Source organism: Sporolactobacillus sp. Y61, from assembly GCF_040529185.1.
Taxonomy (GTDB): Bacteria; Bacillota; Bacilli; order Bacillales; family Sporolactobacillaceae; genus Sporolactobacillus.
This window is the reverse complement of record NZ_CP159510.1, coordinates 2,189,526-2,205,054: the sequence shown is the minus strand read 5'-3', so window position 1 is coordinate 2,205,054 and position 15,529 is coordinate 2,189,526. Positions and strand designations below refer to the sequence as shown.

Genomic DNA, 15,529 nt, shown 5'->3' with positions numbered 1-15,529 from the left:
AATGATCCGGGCATTCGAAAATTTGAAAAATAATGTAAGTAAAGTCCTGACAGGGAAAGATCAGCTCGTAGAATATATAATGATTGCACTGATTTGTCACGGACATATTCTCATGGAAGACGTTCCCGGAACAGGGAAGACGATGCTCGCAAAAACACTAGCTAAATCGATTAAAGGGCAGTTCAGACGGATCCAGTTTACGCCGGATATTCTACCATCCGATATCACAGGGATTGAGTATTTTAATCCGAAATCCGAAACGTTTGAGCTGAGGATCGGGCCGGTCATGACGAATGTGCTGCTTGCGGATGAAATCAACCGTGCAACACCCCGCGCGCAGTCCAGCCTGCTTGAAGTCATGGAAGAACAGCAGGTCACGATTGAAGGGAAAACCTATCCGATCAAGTCTCCGTTTATCGTGATTGCCACGCAGAATCCGATTGAATCCCAGGGAACATTCTCCCTTCCCGAAGCTCAGATGGATCGTTTTTTCATGCAGTTATCCTCCGGTTTTCCTTCTGAAGCTGAAGAAAAACAGATGATGCATCTGTATCGCGAGCAGGAGCCACTGGAGACTATTGAACCGGTCCTCACACTGGATGAGATCTGTTCGCTTCACGATGAGGCCAGAAAAATCAGAATGGATGAAACGGTTGAAGATTACCTGCTCCACATCGTCCGTGCAACAAGAAACCATGAGTGGATTACAAACGGGGTCAGTCCCCGTGGCACACTGGCACTCATGAAAGCGGCTCAGGCTAAAGCACTTCTGTCAGAAAGATCTTTTGTTATCCCGGAGGACGTTAAAGAGATGTCAGCCTGTGTTCTGCCCCACAGGCTTGTCCTGTCTATGGAGGGAAATCTGCACACAACCAGACAGAAACTGTTGAATCAATTACTCGAGCAAGTTGAAGTTCCTGTGGAATCGGGGGCACAGCATCGATGAACTGGTCGGTTGAAGATCGGAACAGGCGGATGCAGTCTCTGTTCTATCTGCTTGGCGTCGCTGTTTTCTTCATCGGATTTTTACGTTTCATGCCGTTTTTGCTCTTTATTGGGCTGTTCTTTATCGTGCTTGGCTACACATCTGAAAAATATATGCTCTATCTTACCCGCCATCTTATGCTGATTAACAAGAAAACAGACACCCGTCTGTCCATTGGCGAAAATGGGGAGCTGACGCTGATGTTCACAAACACCTCGCGCCTTCCTTTTTTCTCAATTCAGGGAGAACTGGAAATTGATGCGATCGCTGAATTTCGCGAAAGTACACATGAACATCCACAGAGTTGCACTTTCACCTTTTCCATTCCCGCCGGTAAAACGATTAGCATAACCTGTCCGATCACTGCCATCTCCCGGGGCACGGCAAGAATTCGTTCCTTTCAATTGACCTGTGAGGACCCGCTCCATATCTGTCGCGTCCTGCTCAGGCCGAATGAACTGATCAGAAACAGACTCATCATTTATCCGAAGCCGCTGCCGGTGGCTAATGTCAGCCAGTTACGCCCCCGGCATCCCGGTTTTGATCCTGCCGCGCATGCACTTTTTCATGATGATACCGCGCCGTCCGGTACGAGGGATTATTTAACATCGGATCCATTTCGATACATCCACTGGAAAGCAAGTGCAAGATCAGGCAGGCTGCAAACGAAAGTGTTCGAAAAAGTGGCTCACCTGTCCTGGTGTTTTGTGTTCCTGACAGATCCGGGGAACACCGCAAACCGAACGACAGATGATTTTGAAAAACGGATTTCAGCCACCGCTTATATGACGAAATTTTCCTGTCAAAATCAAATCTCCTATTCTATTTACTGTAACAACAAACCGATGGGCAAAAAGATCATCACTGAACTTGAGGAAGGTCACGGTACAGCACAGCTGAGAAAAGCGTGGGAATTTCTGGCCTTTATGCAGAAATGGCAGATTAAAGCACCTGTTGATCAATCCATGCGGGCAATAGATCAGGTCCTAAGCAGACCACAGACCCTTTTTATCATGGACTGGGACCGTTTATCAGAAAACAGCCCGTATTTACTTAAATGGCTGAACTTTGGACACGTTGTCTTTTTCCTTCATATAGAAGGAGATGCCTTATTTTTCAGTACAGTGCCCGCTTCAGGAGGTGAGATGAGTGTTTAAACGGCTGCCTGATTTACCTTTTCTTTGTTTTATCGGATTCTGTTATACATTTACCTGTCTGGTACTGATCCCTTTAACTGTGTGGGGCTGGCGTGTCTTTTTCCCACTTCTGATCCTTTTACTCGTTCAGGGGGGCGTAATCAGAGTTATTCTGAATAAAAGAGAAATCCGGCTGTCACTCGTTTTGACTCTCTCGACACTCAGCGCAGGTGCGGCATACTTTCTCTTCAGTTTCACCCTGACAGCGAGCTGTCTGGTTATTCTGCTTTTTACATCCCTTTCCATGAGCGCTCTGGAGAAGAGAACATCCCACTTCCTCTGGCGTCTGTTTCTGATATCGGCAGTTGTGTCTGTTTTCTATTACCTGTTCCTTACTTTTCCGAATTCTTCTTTTCTGTTTCTTCTTCTCCTTACGGAACTGCTACTCCTGACCGCATTTATCATCACAGAGCAGAGGAAAGCTATCCGTTTTCTCCCAGGAATGACGCTGCTCTTCCTTTTCGGCATGGGCGTGCTGACCGGCATCATACTTCTGCTTAAACCAGTCATCGTGTGGATCTATGATTTTATTTTCAACTTTTTCTTTAAAAATATATTATACGCTATTGCTGATGGTTTAAATACCCTCCTGAACAGTCTGACCAGGGCAGACACCGGTGCACGGATTCAGGAAGCATTTCATGGTTCAAACGCGTCAGACCAGATGAATGAGCGAGCGGATAAAATGGCGCACATTCCGCCATATCATGATTACAGTTTCCTGATTGGAGCCTGCATCATTGCAGCTGTGATTCTGATTTTGATTCTGCTCTTCAAAAAAAGAAGAATCCGCCTGACCGGTGCGATCACTCCAGCCAGAGTCCAGTCGGTTATCTCTCCCCGTCATCCTGACAAAAAAAACAGACGGAGACGTTTCGGACGATTGATTCCGCCAAAGAATCCAGTCAGAAAAAACATTTTCCAGCTTCAAAAGCTGGCAGCAAAACATCACTGTACCAGATACAGCAACGAATCGCTTTCTGAATGGTTTCAGCGGATCGGCCTTTACAGTCAGGGTCTTCCGCTCATCACCGGTTATCAGAAAGTGAGATATGGGCGACAGGAGTTATCGCCAGGCGAAACAAAAGCTTTATTTCAGTCGTTGCAGCATATTCGTCATTTAATGCGGGAAAAAGACGTCTCCCGCGACAAAACGGCCCATAACGATTGATTTCATCACAAGAACTGGATATACTTTTCTTATTCTTTATCATAAGAATAGACCTGACAGAGGGGAATGAAAAAACCAAGTATGTGATTTCGTCAAAGTTATCTCTCAAAAATTGAATGTCTATTTTAAAGGAGAGTCACTTTGATGACGAAAAATCATGCATTCCGTTATCTATGGATGGGTCAGTCGCTGGCTAACTGTGGTGATGTGTTCTATATTGTTGGTCTGATGACAGTCATTTACGCGGACACCGGTTCAGCGTTCCTGATGGCTCTTGTTCCATTTGTTAACACCCTTTCAAGGTTTACCGGTGATCTCACCGCCCCTTTAATGATCGAATCTGCAGGTGTGAAACGAATGCTTGTTGTTTCTCAGGCTGGTAAAACCCTGCTGCTGTTCTTTTTTGCGGTCCTGTCATCACTGGATATAAAGGATGCCCTCTGGGGCATTTTTCTTTTCGTTGCGATCATCAGTTTTCTTGACGGATGGGCAACCCCGTCACGAAATGCCATGATTCCAAACCTGGTTGTACCTGAAAAACTGGTGAGGGCGAACAGTTTTCTCTCGATGCTTGATCAATGTGTCAACATGGGCAGCTGGGCTGTTGGAGGCGTATTCGCCGCCTGGTTGGGAGGTACATCCATGATCTGGCTGACCGGTATTCTGTTCGCCCTCTCTACGGGAAGTCTGGCTATGATCAGCTATACGGATGATCGTGTCCGGTGGAGAAAGCCCATGTCCAGGGAAAGTCCATGGCAAACGGTGAGGGATGGGTGGATCATACTCTGGCGTACACCGGTCCTGCGCGTGATTGCGATCATTGACGGAATGGAATCTTTGGCTTTTGTCGTCTGGATCGCGGCTATCATTTATGTTTACGTCCAGGAAGTCCTCCATGTCGGAGCTGCCTTTTGGGGGTATATTAATTTTTGCTTTTTCGCCGGACTGTTGATTAGCGGGGCAGCCGGATTGCGCTGGTCCTCATTCATACAGGATAACCTGAAGCAGGCGGCACTGGCCGGGCTTTTCATCACCGGACTTGTGACACTCTGGTTCGGCTGCAACACATACCCATGGCTGGCACTCTTTCTTTCTCTATTGGTCGGAATGGCCAATCAGATGAAGGAGATTTCATTCCAGACTTTGATTCAGACGAACACGAAGAAAGAAAAAATGGGGAAGATCTATGCTGCACTGGATGCGATCGTATCGGTCATGTTCGGATCAGGCACTGTGCTGATCGGATTTCTTGCGGATCAACTCGGTGTTCGATTCGTTTTTATCCTGTCGGCTGTACTCTCATTCCTTACGTTTTTTATCTTTCTGATTCATGTGCGCTCGGAAAAACCTGAACGCTTCAGTATATGACGATAAAAAAGATGGGTCTTGAACTGACCCATCTTTTTTCGTTCAGAAAAAAAGGAGAGACGCCTCTTCTCCTGTCACTCGTCTTCATCTGTTAATAACTCGGAGTCCAGTCCATTAAGTTCCTTCTCCAGCTCATCATCATCATAATCGATTTCTTCGAGCCCGTCTCCTTCTACCTGGACAGTAACTTTTGTTTCCCCGATCACTTCAACCAGAAATTCCCGTTCCACCTGAGCCATCACTTTATTACCGGAAGATGAAATTTTCGCTTCCAGGCAGTTCGGTTCCTGCAGCGGGCGTACGCTGCACGTGACATTATCAGCAATCAGATTCTTGTCGCGCAGGGTCAGCCGGATTTTATCGCGATAGCTGACCGTTTCACAGGCCACTTCGGTACGCGTATTATTGTTATAGGCATACCATGTATTAATGTCATATGTCCCTTCGATGACCACTGCATCCTTTTGATAGTTCGTTCTATATTTATGATTGATGACCCAGCATCCAAGGATGTTCGAAGGTTTATGCGTCGGTGTTAAGGTGTGAGCGGACTGGCTGAATTTCTTTCCCTTACCGCAAACAGCTTTCGTGATGATTTCCCTGTAAGCATGATCTGCCAAAAGTACAAACCTCCTTTGCCTTCTTCACTTCATGTTATGCAGGGCGAATAACACGTGTGAATCTCTCGTGACACCTGCATACAAAAAAAATCCCTGCATCCATTGCAGGGAAACAATCATCTATTGTTGGTTCTTTATTTTTCCTGATCTCCCGTTACACGGCGGGAGATCAGGCGTGTAATCTGCTGAAGAAAATCATTTGCTTCTCCCTGGGATTGTTTAAATTCCTGAACGACAGGGATAGCATCCAGTTCCTCCTGAAGCTGGTGAAGTTTCTCCTCATTACGTTTATACGCCTCGTGCTTCTGAAAGTGCTGCAGATTGACGGATTCCTTTTGATAACGTTTGATCTGGTCTATTAGCTGAAGGACTTTTTGATTTGCGCTGATTTTGGCTTCGGCATGCTTATAAAACCGAATCTGATTTGTTGATCCCATTCGTGAAGCCAGTTCCTTTGCCTTTGCCATAATTTCTTCATTCGAATACTGAGGTCTGGTCATGATTGGCTGACCTCCGGCTCTCTCTGCCACTCCCCATCCAGTGACCACATTTTTGTTTCAGTCACTTTGACCTGCACAAGCTGACCAATCAGCGATTCAGGACCGGAAAAATTCACGACTTTATTGGTTCGGGTATGACCCGTAAGCATATCTGCATTTTTCCGGCTGGTTCCTTCTACCAGAACCTCAACCACCTGATCCTGATATTTTGCATTACTCTCTTCCGCCAGCTGATTAACTAATTTGTTGAGCCGCTGCAGACGTTCCTTTTTGACTTCCATCGGGATATTATCCTTCATCCGTGCAGCAGGAGTCCCGGCCCGTGGAGAGTAGATAAACGTATAGGCTCCATCAAACCGGCACGTTCTGACAAGAGACAGGGTATCTTCAAATTGTGCTTCCGTTTCATTAGGGAAACCGACAATGATATCGGTTGTAAATGAAGCTCCGGGAACTGCTTTTTTTATTTTATAGAACAGATCAAGGTAACGTTCACGTGTATATCCGCGCCCCATGATCTTCAGGATATCGGAATTACCGGACTGAACAGGAAGATGAATATGTTCACAGAGATTCCCACCCTTACCCAGTACTTCGATCAGATGATCATCGAAATCTTTAGGGTGACTGGTCATGAAACGGACACGCGGAATACCGATTTTGCGGATCTCATCCATCAGATTGCCCAGTCCATAATGATCAAGATCCTTAAGATCTTTACCATAAGCATTAACATTCTGACCCAGAAGCGTCACTTCTTTATAACCCTGTCGGGCAAGGTCACGAACTTCCTCAATAATTTCTTCCGGACGCCGGCTGCGTTCTTTTCCGCGTGTATAGGGAACAATACAGTAGGTGCAGAACTTATCACAACCGTACATGATATTAACCCAGGCCTGAAAATGGCCTTTACGTGCCTGGGGAAGATTTTCGATGATATCTCCTTCCTTGGACCAGACTTCAACGACCATCTCTTTACTGAACAGGGCTTCCTGAAGCAATTGCGGCAATCTGTGAATATTATGCGTACCAAAGATCAGATCAACCTGAGGATATTTGTGCAGAATTCTATTTACTACTGTTTCTTCCTGAGCCATGCAGCCGCAGACACCGATGATTAAACCGGGGTTCTCTCTTTTGAGCGGTTTCAGATAACCAATATGTCCGAACACTTTGTTTTCTGCATTTTCCCGAATCGCACAGGTATTAATCAGAATGACATCTGCTTCAGCAATTTCTGCTGTTTCGCTGTACCCCATTTCTTGAAGAATACCGGCCATGACTTCGGTATCATGCTCATTCATCTGGCAGCCATAGGTTTCGATTAAGTACTTTTTATTTCGACCGATACCTTTCATTTCATCAGGAATACTGAAATCATTTATGATATGAACCTTTTCTCTGCGACGTCTTCTTGCCGCTTTAAGAGAAGGCGGCTGGAAGTACCTGGAAAAATCCACTTTGCTGAATTTTGACTCGACCACAGCTTTGCCCCTTTTTTTATTTCAATCTTTAAATTATAACAAACTATGCGTGTGAATGGAAGAATCGACGCATGGTTCCAGCTCTGAGGAGTAAATTTTTGTGAGGCCCTCCGTGTCATGCGAATAGCTGATCTGATTTTACATATATTTCCAATTCTGCTTTTCCGCTTTTTTTGAAAAAGGGACAAGCCAAATTTTGATGGCCTTTTTTAATTTTTTTTGACTGTAGCTTTGCCTGGCATTCCCCCTTTCTGATATACTGTTCTTAACCGGTGAACCGGACTTGCATCGGTTTCACCAGGCTAGCCATATCCTCCTCTGTTAATCTGCGTGTCCGAATCGCTTCTAACAGGGCTGAGGATATTTCTTTTGCCGTCTTTTTTTGCGTACGGAGCAGCTTTGACCCTTTTTCATATAACTGCATCAAAATATCCGCAATCTGTGTAAGAAGATAGTGATTCTTCATCGCCTGATGATTCTGGCTGTTCACGTGTTGAATGGCGTACTGTACGTGCTTTTGTCGATTAAACCCCTGATTTTCAATCTTCCAGCGCCTTCGCCCAACCGCTACCAACACCTCTGCCTTCTTCTCCGTGATAGGCAGATTGGTCAGAAACAGAAAGGTGTGTGTTTTTTCTTTTTCCTGAACCGTAGCCTCCAGAGCATTTAGTTTTCTTTCCTGGTAGGCGATATCATTCACCCAGTAGGTCGTTGCAGATTGTCCCCGATACTTCAGCGCTTTCAGCGCCTCGAATTCCTGCGCCACACTCGGAATACTGCCTGCTTTGAAGCGAAACATGTATTTCCAGCGGTTAGCCTCACATCGCTGAAAGACTGATTCACACGCATATAGGCTATCCGCCAGGATACAGATGGGCAGACGCTTGAAGGTCGCTTTCAATCGGGTGCTCAGGCGCTCGAAGGCGCGACGTTCACAGTCCTGTTTGGTCACGTCCTCGTGCTCGTTCTCTATAAATTCCGAGTCGATACTCAGCACCATGTCCCCAACGACCAGTTTGGCTTCCAGAACGTGATGCTGGTAATCCGTCCAGGTTTCTCCGGTCTTTTTGTGGGTATGTTCGCGTTTCAGGCAATGTGCACAATGCTTCTTGTTAAAGTGGAAAAGCCCGGTCCCATCAATGATAATCCCCCAATACTTCCCCTCGATCCGTTCGGCCTCAAAACACCGCTTTTTGAGGAGCTCCCGGATTAAACCGATGCGAATGTTTTCCAGTTCCTTCGGATCAAGCCGCGACAGGAAATCGTTGATCGTGTCATAGTGGGGCAGTTCATGAAGCTCCTGAGTAGCGAGCATCTTTTGCAGGTTATCGATACATTCTTCACGATTAAGTCCGTTGCTCAGGCTGCGCATGCTGGTGAACTGACAGACATTTTTCAGGATCATCATCCAGAGCATCAAGTCTGAATCATAGGTGACATAACTCTGATGTCTCGGATCTTTGACCTTTCTGAGCCTGTTGGTGAATCCTTTAAAGAAATGATGGCATATTTTCTGAAACTCGAGAAAATAATTGACGTTCTTCTCCTGCTCTCGTTTCTCTTTCCGTGTAATCATAAGAACCTCCTAAAAAATAGCACTATTATGGGATTTATTACTGTTAAATTATCTCATATATAGCATTATTTAGGGGGCTGTTGTTGATTTTATCGCGAAGAATTTTTACTCCTCAGAGCTGGCATGGTTCGGGGCAGGGCTTTGTAGGGGGAAGGCAGAAGAAAAATAAGATACCCTTGTAATTAATGTGAGGTGAACATGCTGTGACAGCAGATGGACCGGTTTATACTTCTCCGAGAACCTGTTCACCCAGGTATCGGAGCACGTCACTTCGGCCGATCAGACCAACGACATGATGCTCCCTGTCGATGACAGGCACGCGTTTGAGATGATGATACGACAGCATTCGGAGCACATCCCCCAGGTCCCGTTCAGCCGTGACCGTCAGGATATTTCGTTTTCTCATTAGCTTGCTGACTTTTTTGTTTAATAAATCTTCTAAATGGCCACGTGTGATCTCCACCTTCACTGACGCGATGAGGCTGTACCAATCATAAACAGTCATTTGTTTTGGCAGCAGGGTTCTCATTATGTCACCATCTGTGATCACGCCTGACAGTCTGTCCTTACTGTCAAGAACCGGGATGATGCCGATTCGGTGATCAATCATTTTCTTAAGTACGACTGAAATGAGATCATCTTCATGGACGGATACAACATCTGTAATCATGACTTGTCTGACAAGCATCTTTACCCGCTCCTCTCCCCCTCTTCACTATTCATTATACATCATATAATGTATGTGTTTTCAATAAAATGAAATTTCAAATCAGTGGGGGCTTTCTACCCCACTGATTGTTCGTTGAACCCATCGGGCTGCTGCGGGCAGTGATCCCCACCTGGAAGTGTTCGTTTATCCCCATGACTCTGAGGTGGGAGAGTATTACCACTGGATAAAAACAGGTTTCCTGAATGCTTGAAGACATCAGAAAACCTGTACACTTTCATCTCGGTTCGATAATCAGCTTAATCGCTGTCCTCTCTTCACCGTCAATCTTAATATCTGTAAAGGCTGGAATACAGATCAGATCCAGCCCGCTTGGAGCGACAAAACCTCTTGCAATAGCGACAGCTTTAACAGCCTGATTCAGTGCTCCGGCTCCAATAGCCTGAATTTCTGCAGATTTTTGCACGCGCATCGCATGTGCCAGGGCACCGGCAACAGAATTAGGAACAGATTTTGCTGAAACTTTTAACACATCCATGGCTGCTTGTCATCTCCTTCTGAGAATTACCCGTATTAAACTATATTCCCATAAAAAGGGGACTATGCCCTCATGGATCTGACAAGGTTGAAAAAGCCCTCCATGTTAATCAAAATAAGGGTGATCCGGGTTAATCAGTACCCGTTCGATCTTACTGGCCTTTCCTGTTGTATCATTTACCGTGATCACCGCGCCACCCAGCTGTCCTGCACCCTCTTCACTTTCAAATCGGACAGGCATTGCCGTCAGAAACCTCCTGGTTACCGCCTCCCGGGTCACGCCGATAATGCCGTTATAAGGCCCGGTCATCCCCGCATCCGACAGATAGGCTGTTCCCTGAGAAAGTATCCGTTCATCAGCAGTTTGAACATGCGTATGCGTCCCGATAACTGCGGAAACTCTCCCATCGAGATACCACCCTAAGGCCAATTTTTCACTTGTCGTTTCAGCATGCAGATCGACGAAAATAACAGGCGTTTTCTCTCTCGCTTCAGCAACGAGGCGGTCTGCCATTCGGAACGGATCATCAAGGGCCGGAAGAAATACCCTGCCCTGCAGGTTAATCACTGCAACATGCTTGTTTCCGGCGCGGAAGATTCTCATTCCTGTTCCAGGTGTCCCTTCAGGGAAATTGGCCGGCCTTACCAGACGATCAGCCCGGTCGATAAAATCAAAAATATCCTTATTGTCCCATGTATGGTTTCCCATTGTCAGGATATCTGCTCCCTTTTCAAGAAGATGATGATATATCTTTTGCGTTATCCCTTTTCCGTGAGCTGCGTTCTCTGCATTAATAATCGTCACATCCGGATGAATGCGGCTTTTTAATTGAGGTAAATAGTTGTCGATCATTTGTCTTCCTGTTTTGCCATAAATATCTCCAATGAACAGTATCTTCAAGAAATAGTCACATCCTGCCCTATTATTTTCTCTGTTTTACAGTATAAAGAAAACCTGACGGAGCCCGACCTCTGTTACCGGCTGAGCCTTATTTAACCTGATCCGGTATCATCTCTGAAATGTAAATCATTCCTGTAAAAATGAAAAAACGGCTTAAAGCCGCTTTTTCATTTTGCATATTCAACAGCACGTGTTTCACGAATCACTGTCACTTTGATATTACCAGGATAGTCAAGATCGCTTTCTATCTTTTTGGTGATATCATGAGCGAGCTGGTAAGATTTTGCATCATCTATGATATCCGGCTGAACAATGATCCGGATCTCTCGTCCTGCCTGTATAGCATAAGATTTCTCAACGCCTTCGAACGACTCAGAGATTTCTTCAAGTTTTTCGAGACGGTGAATGTAATTCTCAAGCGTTTCGCGCCGTGCGCCCGGCCGTGCAGCAGACAGTGCATCAGCCGCCGCAACCAGAACAGATATGACAGAAGTAGCCTCCGTATCTCCGTGATGTGATGCAATACTGTTGATCACAACAGGATGTTCTTTATACTTGGTTGCCAGTTCCACACCGATTTCAACATGACTGCCCTCAACTTCATGATCAATGGCTTTACCAATATCATGGAGCAGTCCTGCCCGTCTGGCCAGCATTTCATCCTCTCCAAGCTCCGCAGCCATCATCCCGGTTAAAAAGGCAACTTCAACGGAATGCTGCAACACATTCTGGCCGTAACTGGTACGGAAATGCAAACGTCCCAGGATCTTGATCAGATCCGGATGCAGGCCGTGAATTCCGACTTCGAAGGTGGTCTGTTCGCCATAATCACGTATTTTTTCGTCTACTTCATGGCGTGACTTCTCCACCATTTCCTCAATGCGGGCCGGGTGAATTCGACCATCCTGAACCAGCTTTTCAAGAGCAATTCTGGCCACTTCACGACGGATCGGGTCAAACCCCGACAGGATGACTGCTTCAGGTGTATCATCGATAATCAGATCGATACCTGTCAGCGTCTCAAGGGTACGAATGTTACGTCCTTCACGCCCGATGATCCTGCCTTTCATCTCGTCATTTGGAAGATTGACTACGGAAACAGTTGTCTCTGTGACGTGATCAGCGGCACAACGTTGAATGGCAAGGGATAAAATGCTTTTTGCTTTCTTCTCCGCATCTTCCTTCGCTTTCATTTCAATATCTCTGGCAATCTGTGCCGCATCATGTGATGACTCTTGTCTGACCTGATTAAGGATCAATTCTTTTGCTTCATCATTCGTCAGGCCGGAAATTCTCTCAAGTTCATCCTGCTGCTTGTGCAGTGTTTCCTCCACTTTGCCTTCCATCTCTTCAATTTGTCGGTGTTTCTTGCTAAGTGCTTCCTCCCTTTTTTCTAATGAACCTTCTTTTTTATCAAGAGATTCGCTTTTGCGATCGAGCAGATCCTCTTTTTGAACCAGGCGATTTTCCTGTTTTTGAAGTTCATTTCTTCTATCCCGGGCTTCATTTTCTGTCTGAGACCTCAGCGTATGAATCTTATCCTTAGCTTCAAGGAGAGTTTCTTTCTTTAATGCTTCCGCATCACGCCGGGCCTGCTCAATAATCCGATGAGCTGCTGCCTCAGCAGAAGCGATTTTTGCCTCAGCAATTTTTTTCCTGTAAAAATAACCAACAAACAGACAAACAACAGAGATCAGCGCAATGGAGATGATTGTAATAATCGTCATCATTTCACCTCCTTGCTTTTCCGTATCGTCAAGAAGTAAAATCTGTCACTTTTACTTTTGCATGGTGCTTAAAAGAAACGATAAGAAACTGAGGGATACGGAATCAATGAACAGCTTTCATCTGTCTCCGGTTCTATTTACAGCTTCCCTTCAGTCATTATGACATTATCCGTTAAGCACTTACTGGCAGAAAAATTTACATGAACATGAAATATGTGACTGATAAGTCACAAGTTAATTGTATAGTTGCGTATATAGGTTGTCAACCTTACATGTTTTAGGCAAATCACCCCAAAGGTATTCTGGCTATAAAAAAAGATTGCGTTCCTCTGACGCAATCTTTTTCCCTGATATCCTTCAATTATTTTTTGGGGGCATCCGAACTATGAACCACAGCTTCTTTATCCGCTGATTCATCCGGTGTTTCATCTGGTGTTTCATCCAAATGATAATGCTGCCTGATTTGTTTCTTGATTTCTTCCCTGATCGGCTCATTTTCTTTCAAAAATAATTTTGCATTTTCTCTTCCCTGACCGAGCCGCTCTTTATGATATGAATACCAGGACCCGCTTTTTTCCACAATATCCAGATCAGAACCGATATCGAGGATCTCACCTTCACTGGAAATACCATGACCATACATAATATCCACTTCCGCCTGTTTGAAAGGAGGGGCAACCTTGTTTTTCACTACTTTAATTCTTGTACGGTTTCCTACAATATCATTCCCAACTTTTAACGCTTCGGCGCGACGGACTTCAAGGCGGACGGAGGCGTAAAATTTCAGCGCGCGTCCTCCTGGTGTCGTCTCAGGATTTCCGAACATCACACCGACTTTTTCACGGATCTGGTTGATAAAAATAGCCGTTGTTTTTGATTTACTGATGGCTCCTGACAATTTCCTCAATGCCTGAGACATGAGACGCGCCTGCAACCCGACATGGGAATCACCCATTTCACCTTCGATTTCAGCTTTTGGAACCAGAGCAGCTACAGAATCGATAACAACAATATCAATGGCACCGCTCCTGACCAATGCTTCACAGATTTCCAGTGCCTGCTCACCTGTATCCGGCTGTGACAGGAGCAGTTCATCTATATTGACGCCCAGGTGTTCTGCATAAACAGGATCAAGAGCATGTTCTGCATCAATAAAGGCGGCCTGTCCTCCACCTTTCTGAGCTTCAGCAATAGCATGCAGGGCCACCGTCGTTTTACCTGAGGATTCAGGCCCGTATATTTCAATGATCCGTCCACGTGGATATCCTCCGACACCCATGGCGATATCAAGTGTCAGAGAACCGCTCGAAACGGTCGACACACGCTGCTCCGGCTGTTCACCAAGCCTCATGATCGAACCTTTTCCGAATTGTTTTTCGATTTGACGCAGTGCACTGTCCAGTGCTGCCTTTCTGTCATTTTTCCCAGCCATTCTCCCGGATCATCTCCTTAAAACTTTCTTATTAAATCATACCTTTTTTAATGAATAAGCACAAGTGTTCCCCAAATATTTATTCGTATCATTATAACCGTTCAATAAGAGGTAACTTCAGAAGATGCCTTCTGACCAGGTCGTAACCTGTTTTAACCGAACGGATCCTGATCATTCTCCGTGAACCGGCCAACTTGTATAGATAACTTTCTGAGCCATCTTGGTCAGCAATACCGATATAAACCGTGCCGACATCTTTACCCTCACTTTTTTCCGGTCCGGCCACTCCTGTAAAGCCCACACCAATGTCCGAAGCACACAGATTTCTGACGGACGATGCCATTTGTTTCGCACACTCCGCGCTGACCGCTCCCGCAGAGTGCAGCAAAGTTTGGGGAATGCCAAGAACATGGGCCTTCACCTCATTTGTGTAGCAGACGATACCCCCGTTCAACACCGACGAAGCGCCAGAAAAACCGGTCATCCATTCCGCTGCCATGCCCCCGGTCAGACTTTCAGCAAAAGCAATGGTTTTGCCCTTCTTTTTTAACAAACGAAAGACGTGCTCAGCCAGTGATTCCTCGCCGTAGCCGTACAGATACCCGCCTGTTCGCTCATCAATCTGCTTCTCAACGCGATCAAGCATCTGAATGGCGCTCTCCCGTCTGCGGTGTCTGGCCGTCAGGCGAAGAGTTACTTCGCCTTCCTTGGCCAGCGGAGCAATCGTGGGATTCGACTGGTTATCAATCAGATCGATAATTTTAGTTTCCAGCGCAGATTCCCCAATACCGAAAAAGCGTAACACACGAGACTCAATGTGTTCTTTGCTGCTCAGAGCGAGGTGACTGGCGGCAAATTCCAGAAACATGGGCTTCATTTCTGAAGGAACCCGGGCATTAATACATACATGCGTCCGTCCTTTTCAGCGACCATTCCCGGTGCCATTCCCTGCCTGTTCGGCAATACCCGGCTTCCTTCGATAACCAGTGCCTGTTTCCGGTTATTGGGCGTCATTTCTCTGCCTGTTTCCTTAAAATAAGCCATAATACTATTCATTGCATCAGGATCCGTCACCAGTTTTCTGTCCAGACATTCTGCAACCGTTTCTTTCGTTAAATCATCCTTTGTCGGACCAAGACCGCCTGTAAAGATAAGCAGATCGGATCTTTCTTCAGCGTGTCTGATGGTGTCACGGAGGCGGTTGCGATTATCGCCGCATACCGTATGAAAATAGACGTTAATCCCCAGTGTGGCAAGGTGCTCCGATATGAACTGCGCATTCGTATTTGCAATCTGCCCAAGCAGGAGTTCAGAACCAACTGCTATAATCTCTGCGTTCATGAAATCAGGACTCCAATTCTTAAT

13 protein-coding genes and 1 pseudogene are annotated in these 15,529 nt (G+C 45.8%); 4 read left to right on the top strand and 10 right to left on the bottom strand.

Annotated features, from left to right (window positions below):
* The first annotated feature begins 1 nt into the window (after position 1).
* The 4 genes from ABNN70_RS10430 to ABNN70_RS10415 all read left to right on the top strand — a co-directional run bounded on the left by ABNN70_RS10430 (position 2) and on the right by ABNN70_RS10415 (position 4,720).
* A complete protein-coding gene (locus ABNN70_RS10430; protein ID WP_353947744.1) occupies positions 2–946 on the top strand; it encodes a MoxR family ATPase in 945 nt (314 codons plus the stop codon).
* The gene (locus ABNN70_RS10425; protein WP_353947743.1) at positions 943–2,142 is read left to right on the top strand and encodes a DUF58 domain-containing protein; all 1,200 of its coding nucleotides are present in this window, start codon (positions 943–945) and stop codon (positions 2,140–2,142) included. Before ABNN70_RS10430 ends, ABNN70_RS10425 begins: the two co-directional genes overlap by 4 nt.
* Positions 2,135–3,352, top strand: coding sequence for a hypothetical protein (locus tag ABNN70_RS10420; RefSeq protein ID WP_353947742.1), 1,218 nt, complete (start codon positions 2,135–2,137; stop codon positions 3,350–3,352). The genes ABNN70_RS10425 and ABNN70_RS10420 overlap by 8 nt, the downstream gene beginning before the upstream one ends.
* A 144-nt stretch (positions 3,353–3,496) precedes the next feature.
* Positions 3,497–4,720, top strand: a complete 1,224-nt coding sequence (locus tag ABNN70_RS10415; protein ID WP_353947741.1) for an MFS transporter — start codon at positions 3,497–3,499, stop codon at positions 4,718–4,720.
* A gap of 74 nt (positions 4,721–4,794) precedes the next feature.
* Here ABNN70_RS10415 and cotE read toward each other — a convergent pair whose 3' ends face one another.
* The 10 genes and pseudogenes from cotE to ABNN70_RS10365 form a co-directional block, all read right to left on the bottom strand.
* Complete coding sequence (cotE, locus tag ABNN70_RS10410) at positions 4,795–5,340, bottom strand: outer spore coat protein CotE (protein WP_353947740.1); 546 nt, start codon at positions 5,338–5,340, stop codon at positions 4,795–4,797.
* 134 nt (positions 5,341–5,474) lie between these two features.
* Positions 5,475–5,840, bottom strand: coding sequence for a YlbF family regulator (locus tag ABNN70_RS10405; RefSeq protein ID WP_353947739.1), 366 nt, complete (start codon positions 5,838–5,840; stop codon positions 5,475–5,477).
* Positions 5,837–7,324, bottom strand: coding sequence for a tRNA (N6-isopentenyl adenosine(37)-C2)-methylthiotransferase MiaB (gene miaB / locus ABNN70_RS10400; RefSeq protein ID WP_353947738.1), 1,488 nt, complete (start codon positions 7,322–7,324; stop codon positions 5,837–5,839). The genes ABNN70_RS10405 and miaB overlap by 4 nt, the downstream gene beginning before the upstream one ends.
* Before the next feature lie 265 nt (positions 7,325–7,589).
* Positions 7,590–8,900: a transposase family protein gene (locus ABNN70_RS10395; RefSeq protein WP_353947737.1), complete on the bottom strand. Its 1,311-nt coding sequence runs from the start codon at positions 8,898–8,900 to the stop codon at positions 7,590–7,592.
* Between the two features lie 223 nt (positions 8,901–9,123).
* Positions 9,124–9,588, bottom strand: coding sequence for a CBS domain-containing protein (locus tag ABNN70_RS10390; protein ID WP_353947736.1), 465 nt, complete (start codon positions 9,586–9,588; stop codon positions 9,124–9,126).
* A gap of 256 nt (positions 9,589–9,844) precedes the next feature.
* Complete coding sequence (locus ABNN70_RS10385) at positions 9,845–10,105, bottom strand: stage V sporulation protein S (protein ID WP_129929602.1); 261 nt, start codon at positions 10,103–10,105, stop codon at positions 9,845–9,847.
* A 105-nt stretch (positions 10,106–10,210) separates the two neighbouring features.
* Positions 10,211–11,005 (bottom strand): TIGR00282 family metallophosphoesterase, encoded by a 795-nt coding sequence (locus ABNN70_RS10380; RefSeq protein WP_353947735.1) that lies wholly within the window; start codon positions 11,003–11,005, stop codon positions 10,211–10,213.
* A 167-nt stretch (positions 11,006–11,172) separates the two neighbouring features.
* Positions 11,173–12,735 (bottom strand): ribonuclease Y, encoded by a 1,563-nt coding sequence (gene rny / locus ABNN70_RS10375; protein ID WP_129929604.1) that lies wholly within the window; start codon positions 12,733–12,735, stop codon positions 11,173–11,175.
* A 358-nt stretch (positions 12,736–13,093) separates the two neighbouring features.
* Complete coding sequence (gene recA / locus ABNN70_RS10370) at positions 13,094–14,164, bottom strand: recombinase RecA (RefSeq protein ID WP_129929605.1); 1,071 nt, start codon at positions 14,162–14,164, stop codon at positions 13,094–13,096.
* A 91-nt stretch (positions 14,165–14,255) separates the two neighbouring features.
* Positions 14,256–15,505, bottom strand: a pseudogene (locus tag ABNN70_RS10365) (competence/damage-inducible protein A).
* Positions 15,506–15,529: the final 24 nt, after the last annotated feature.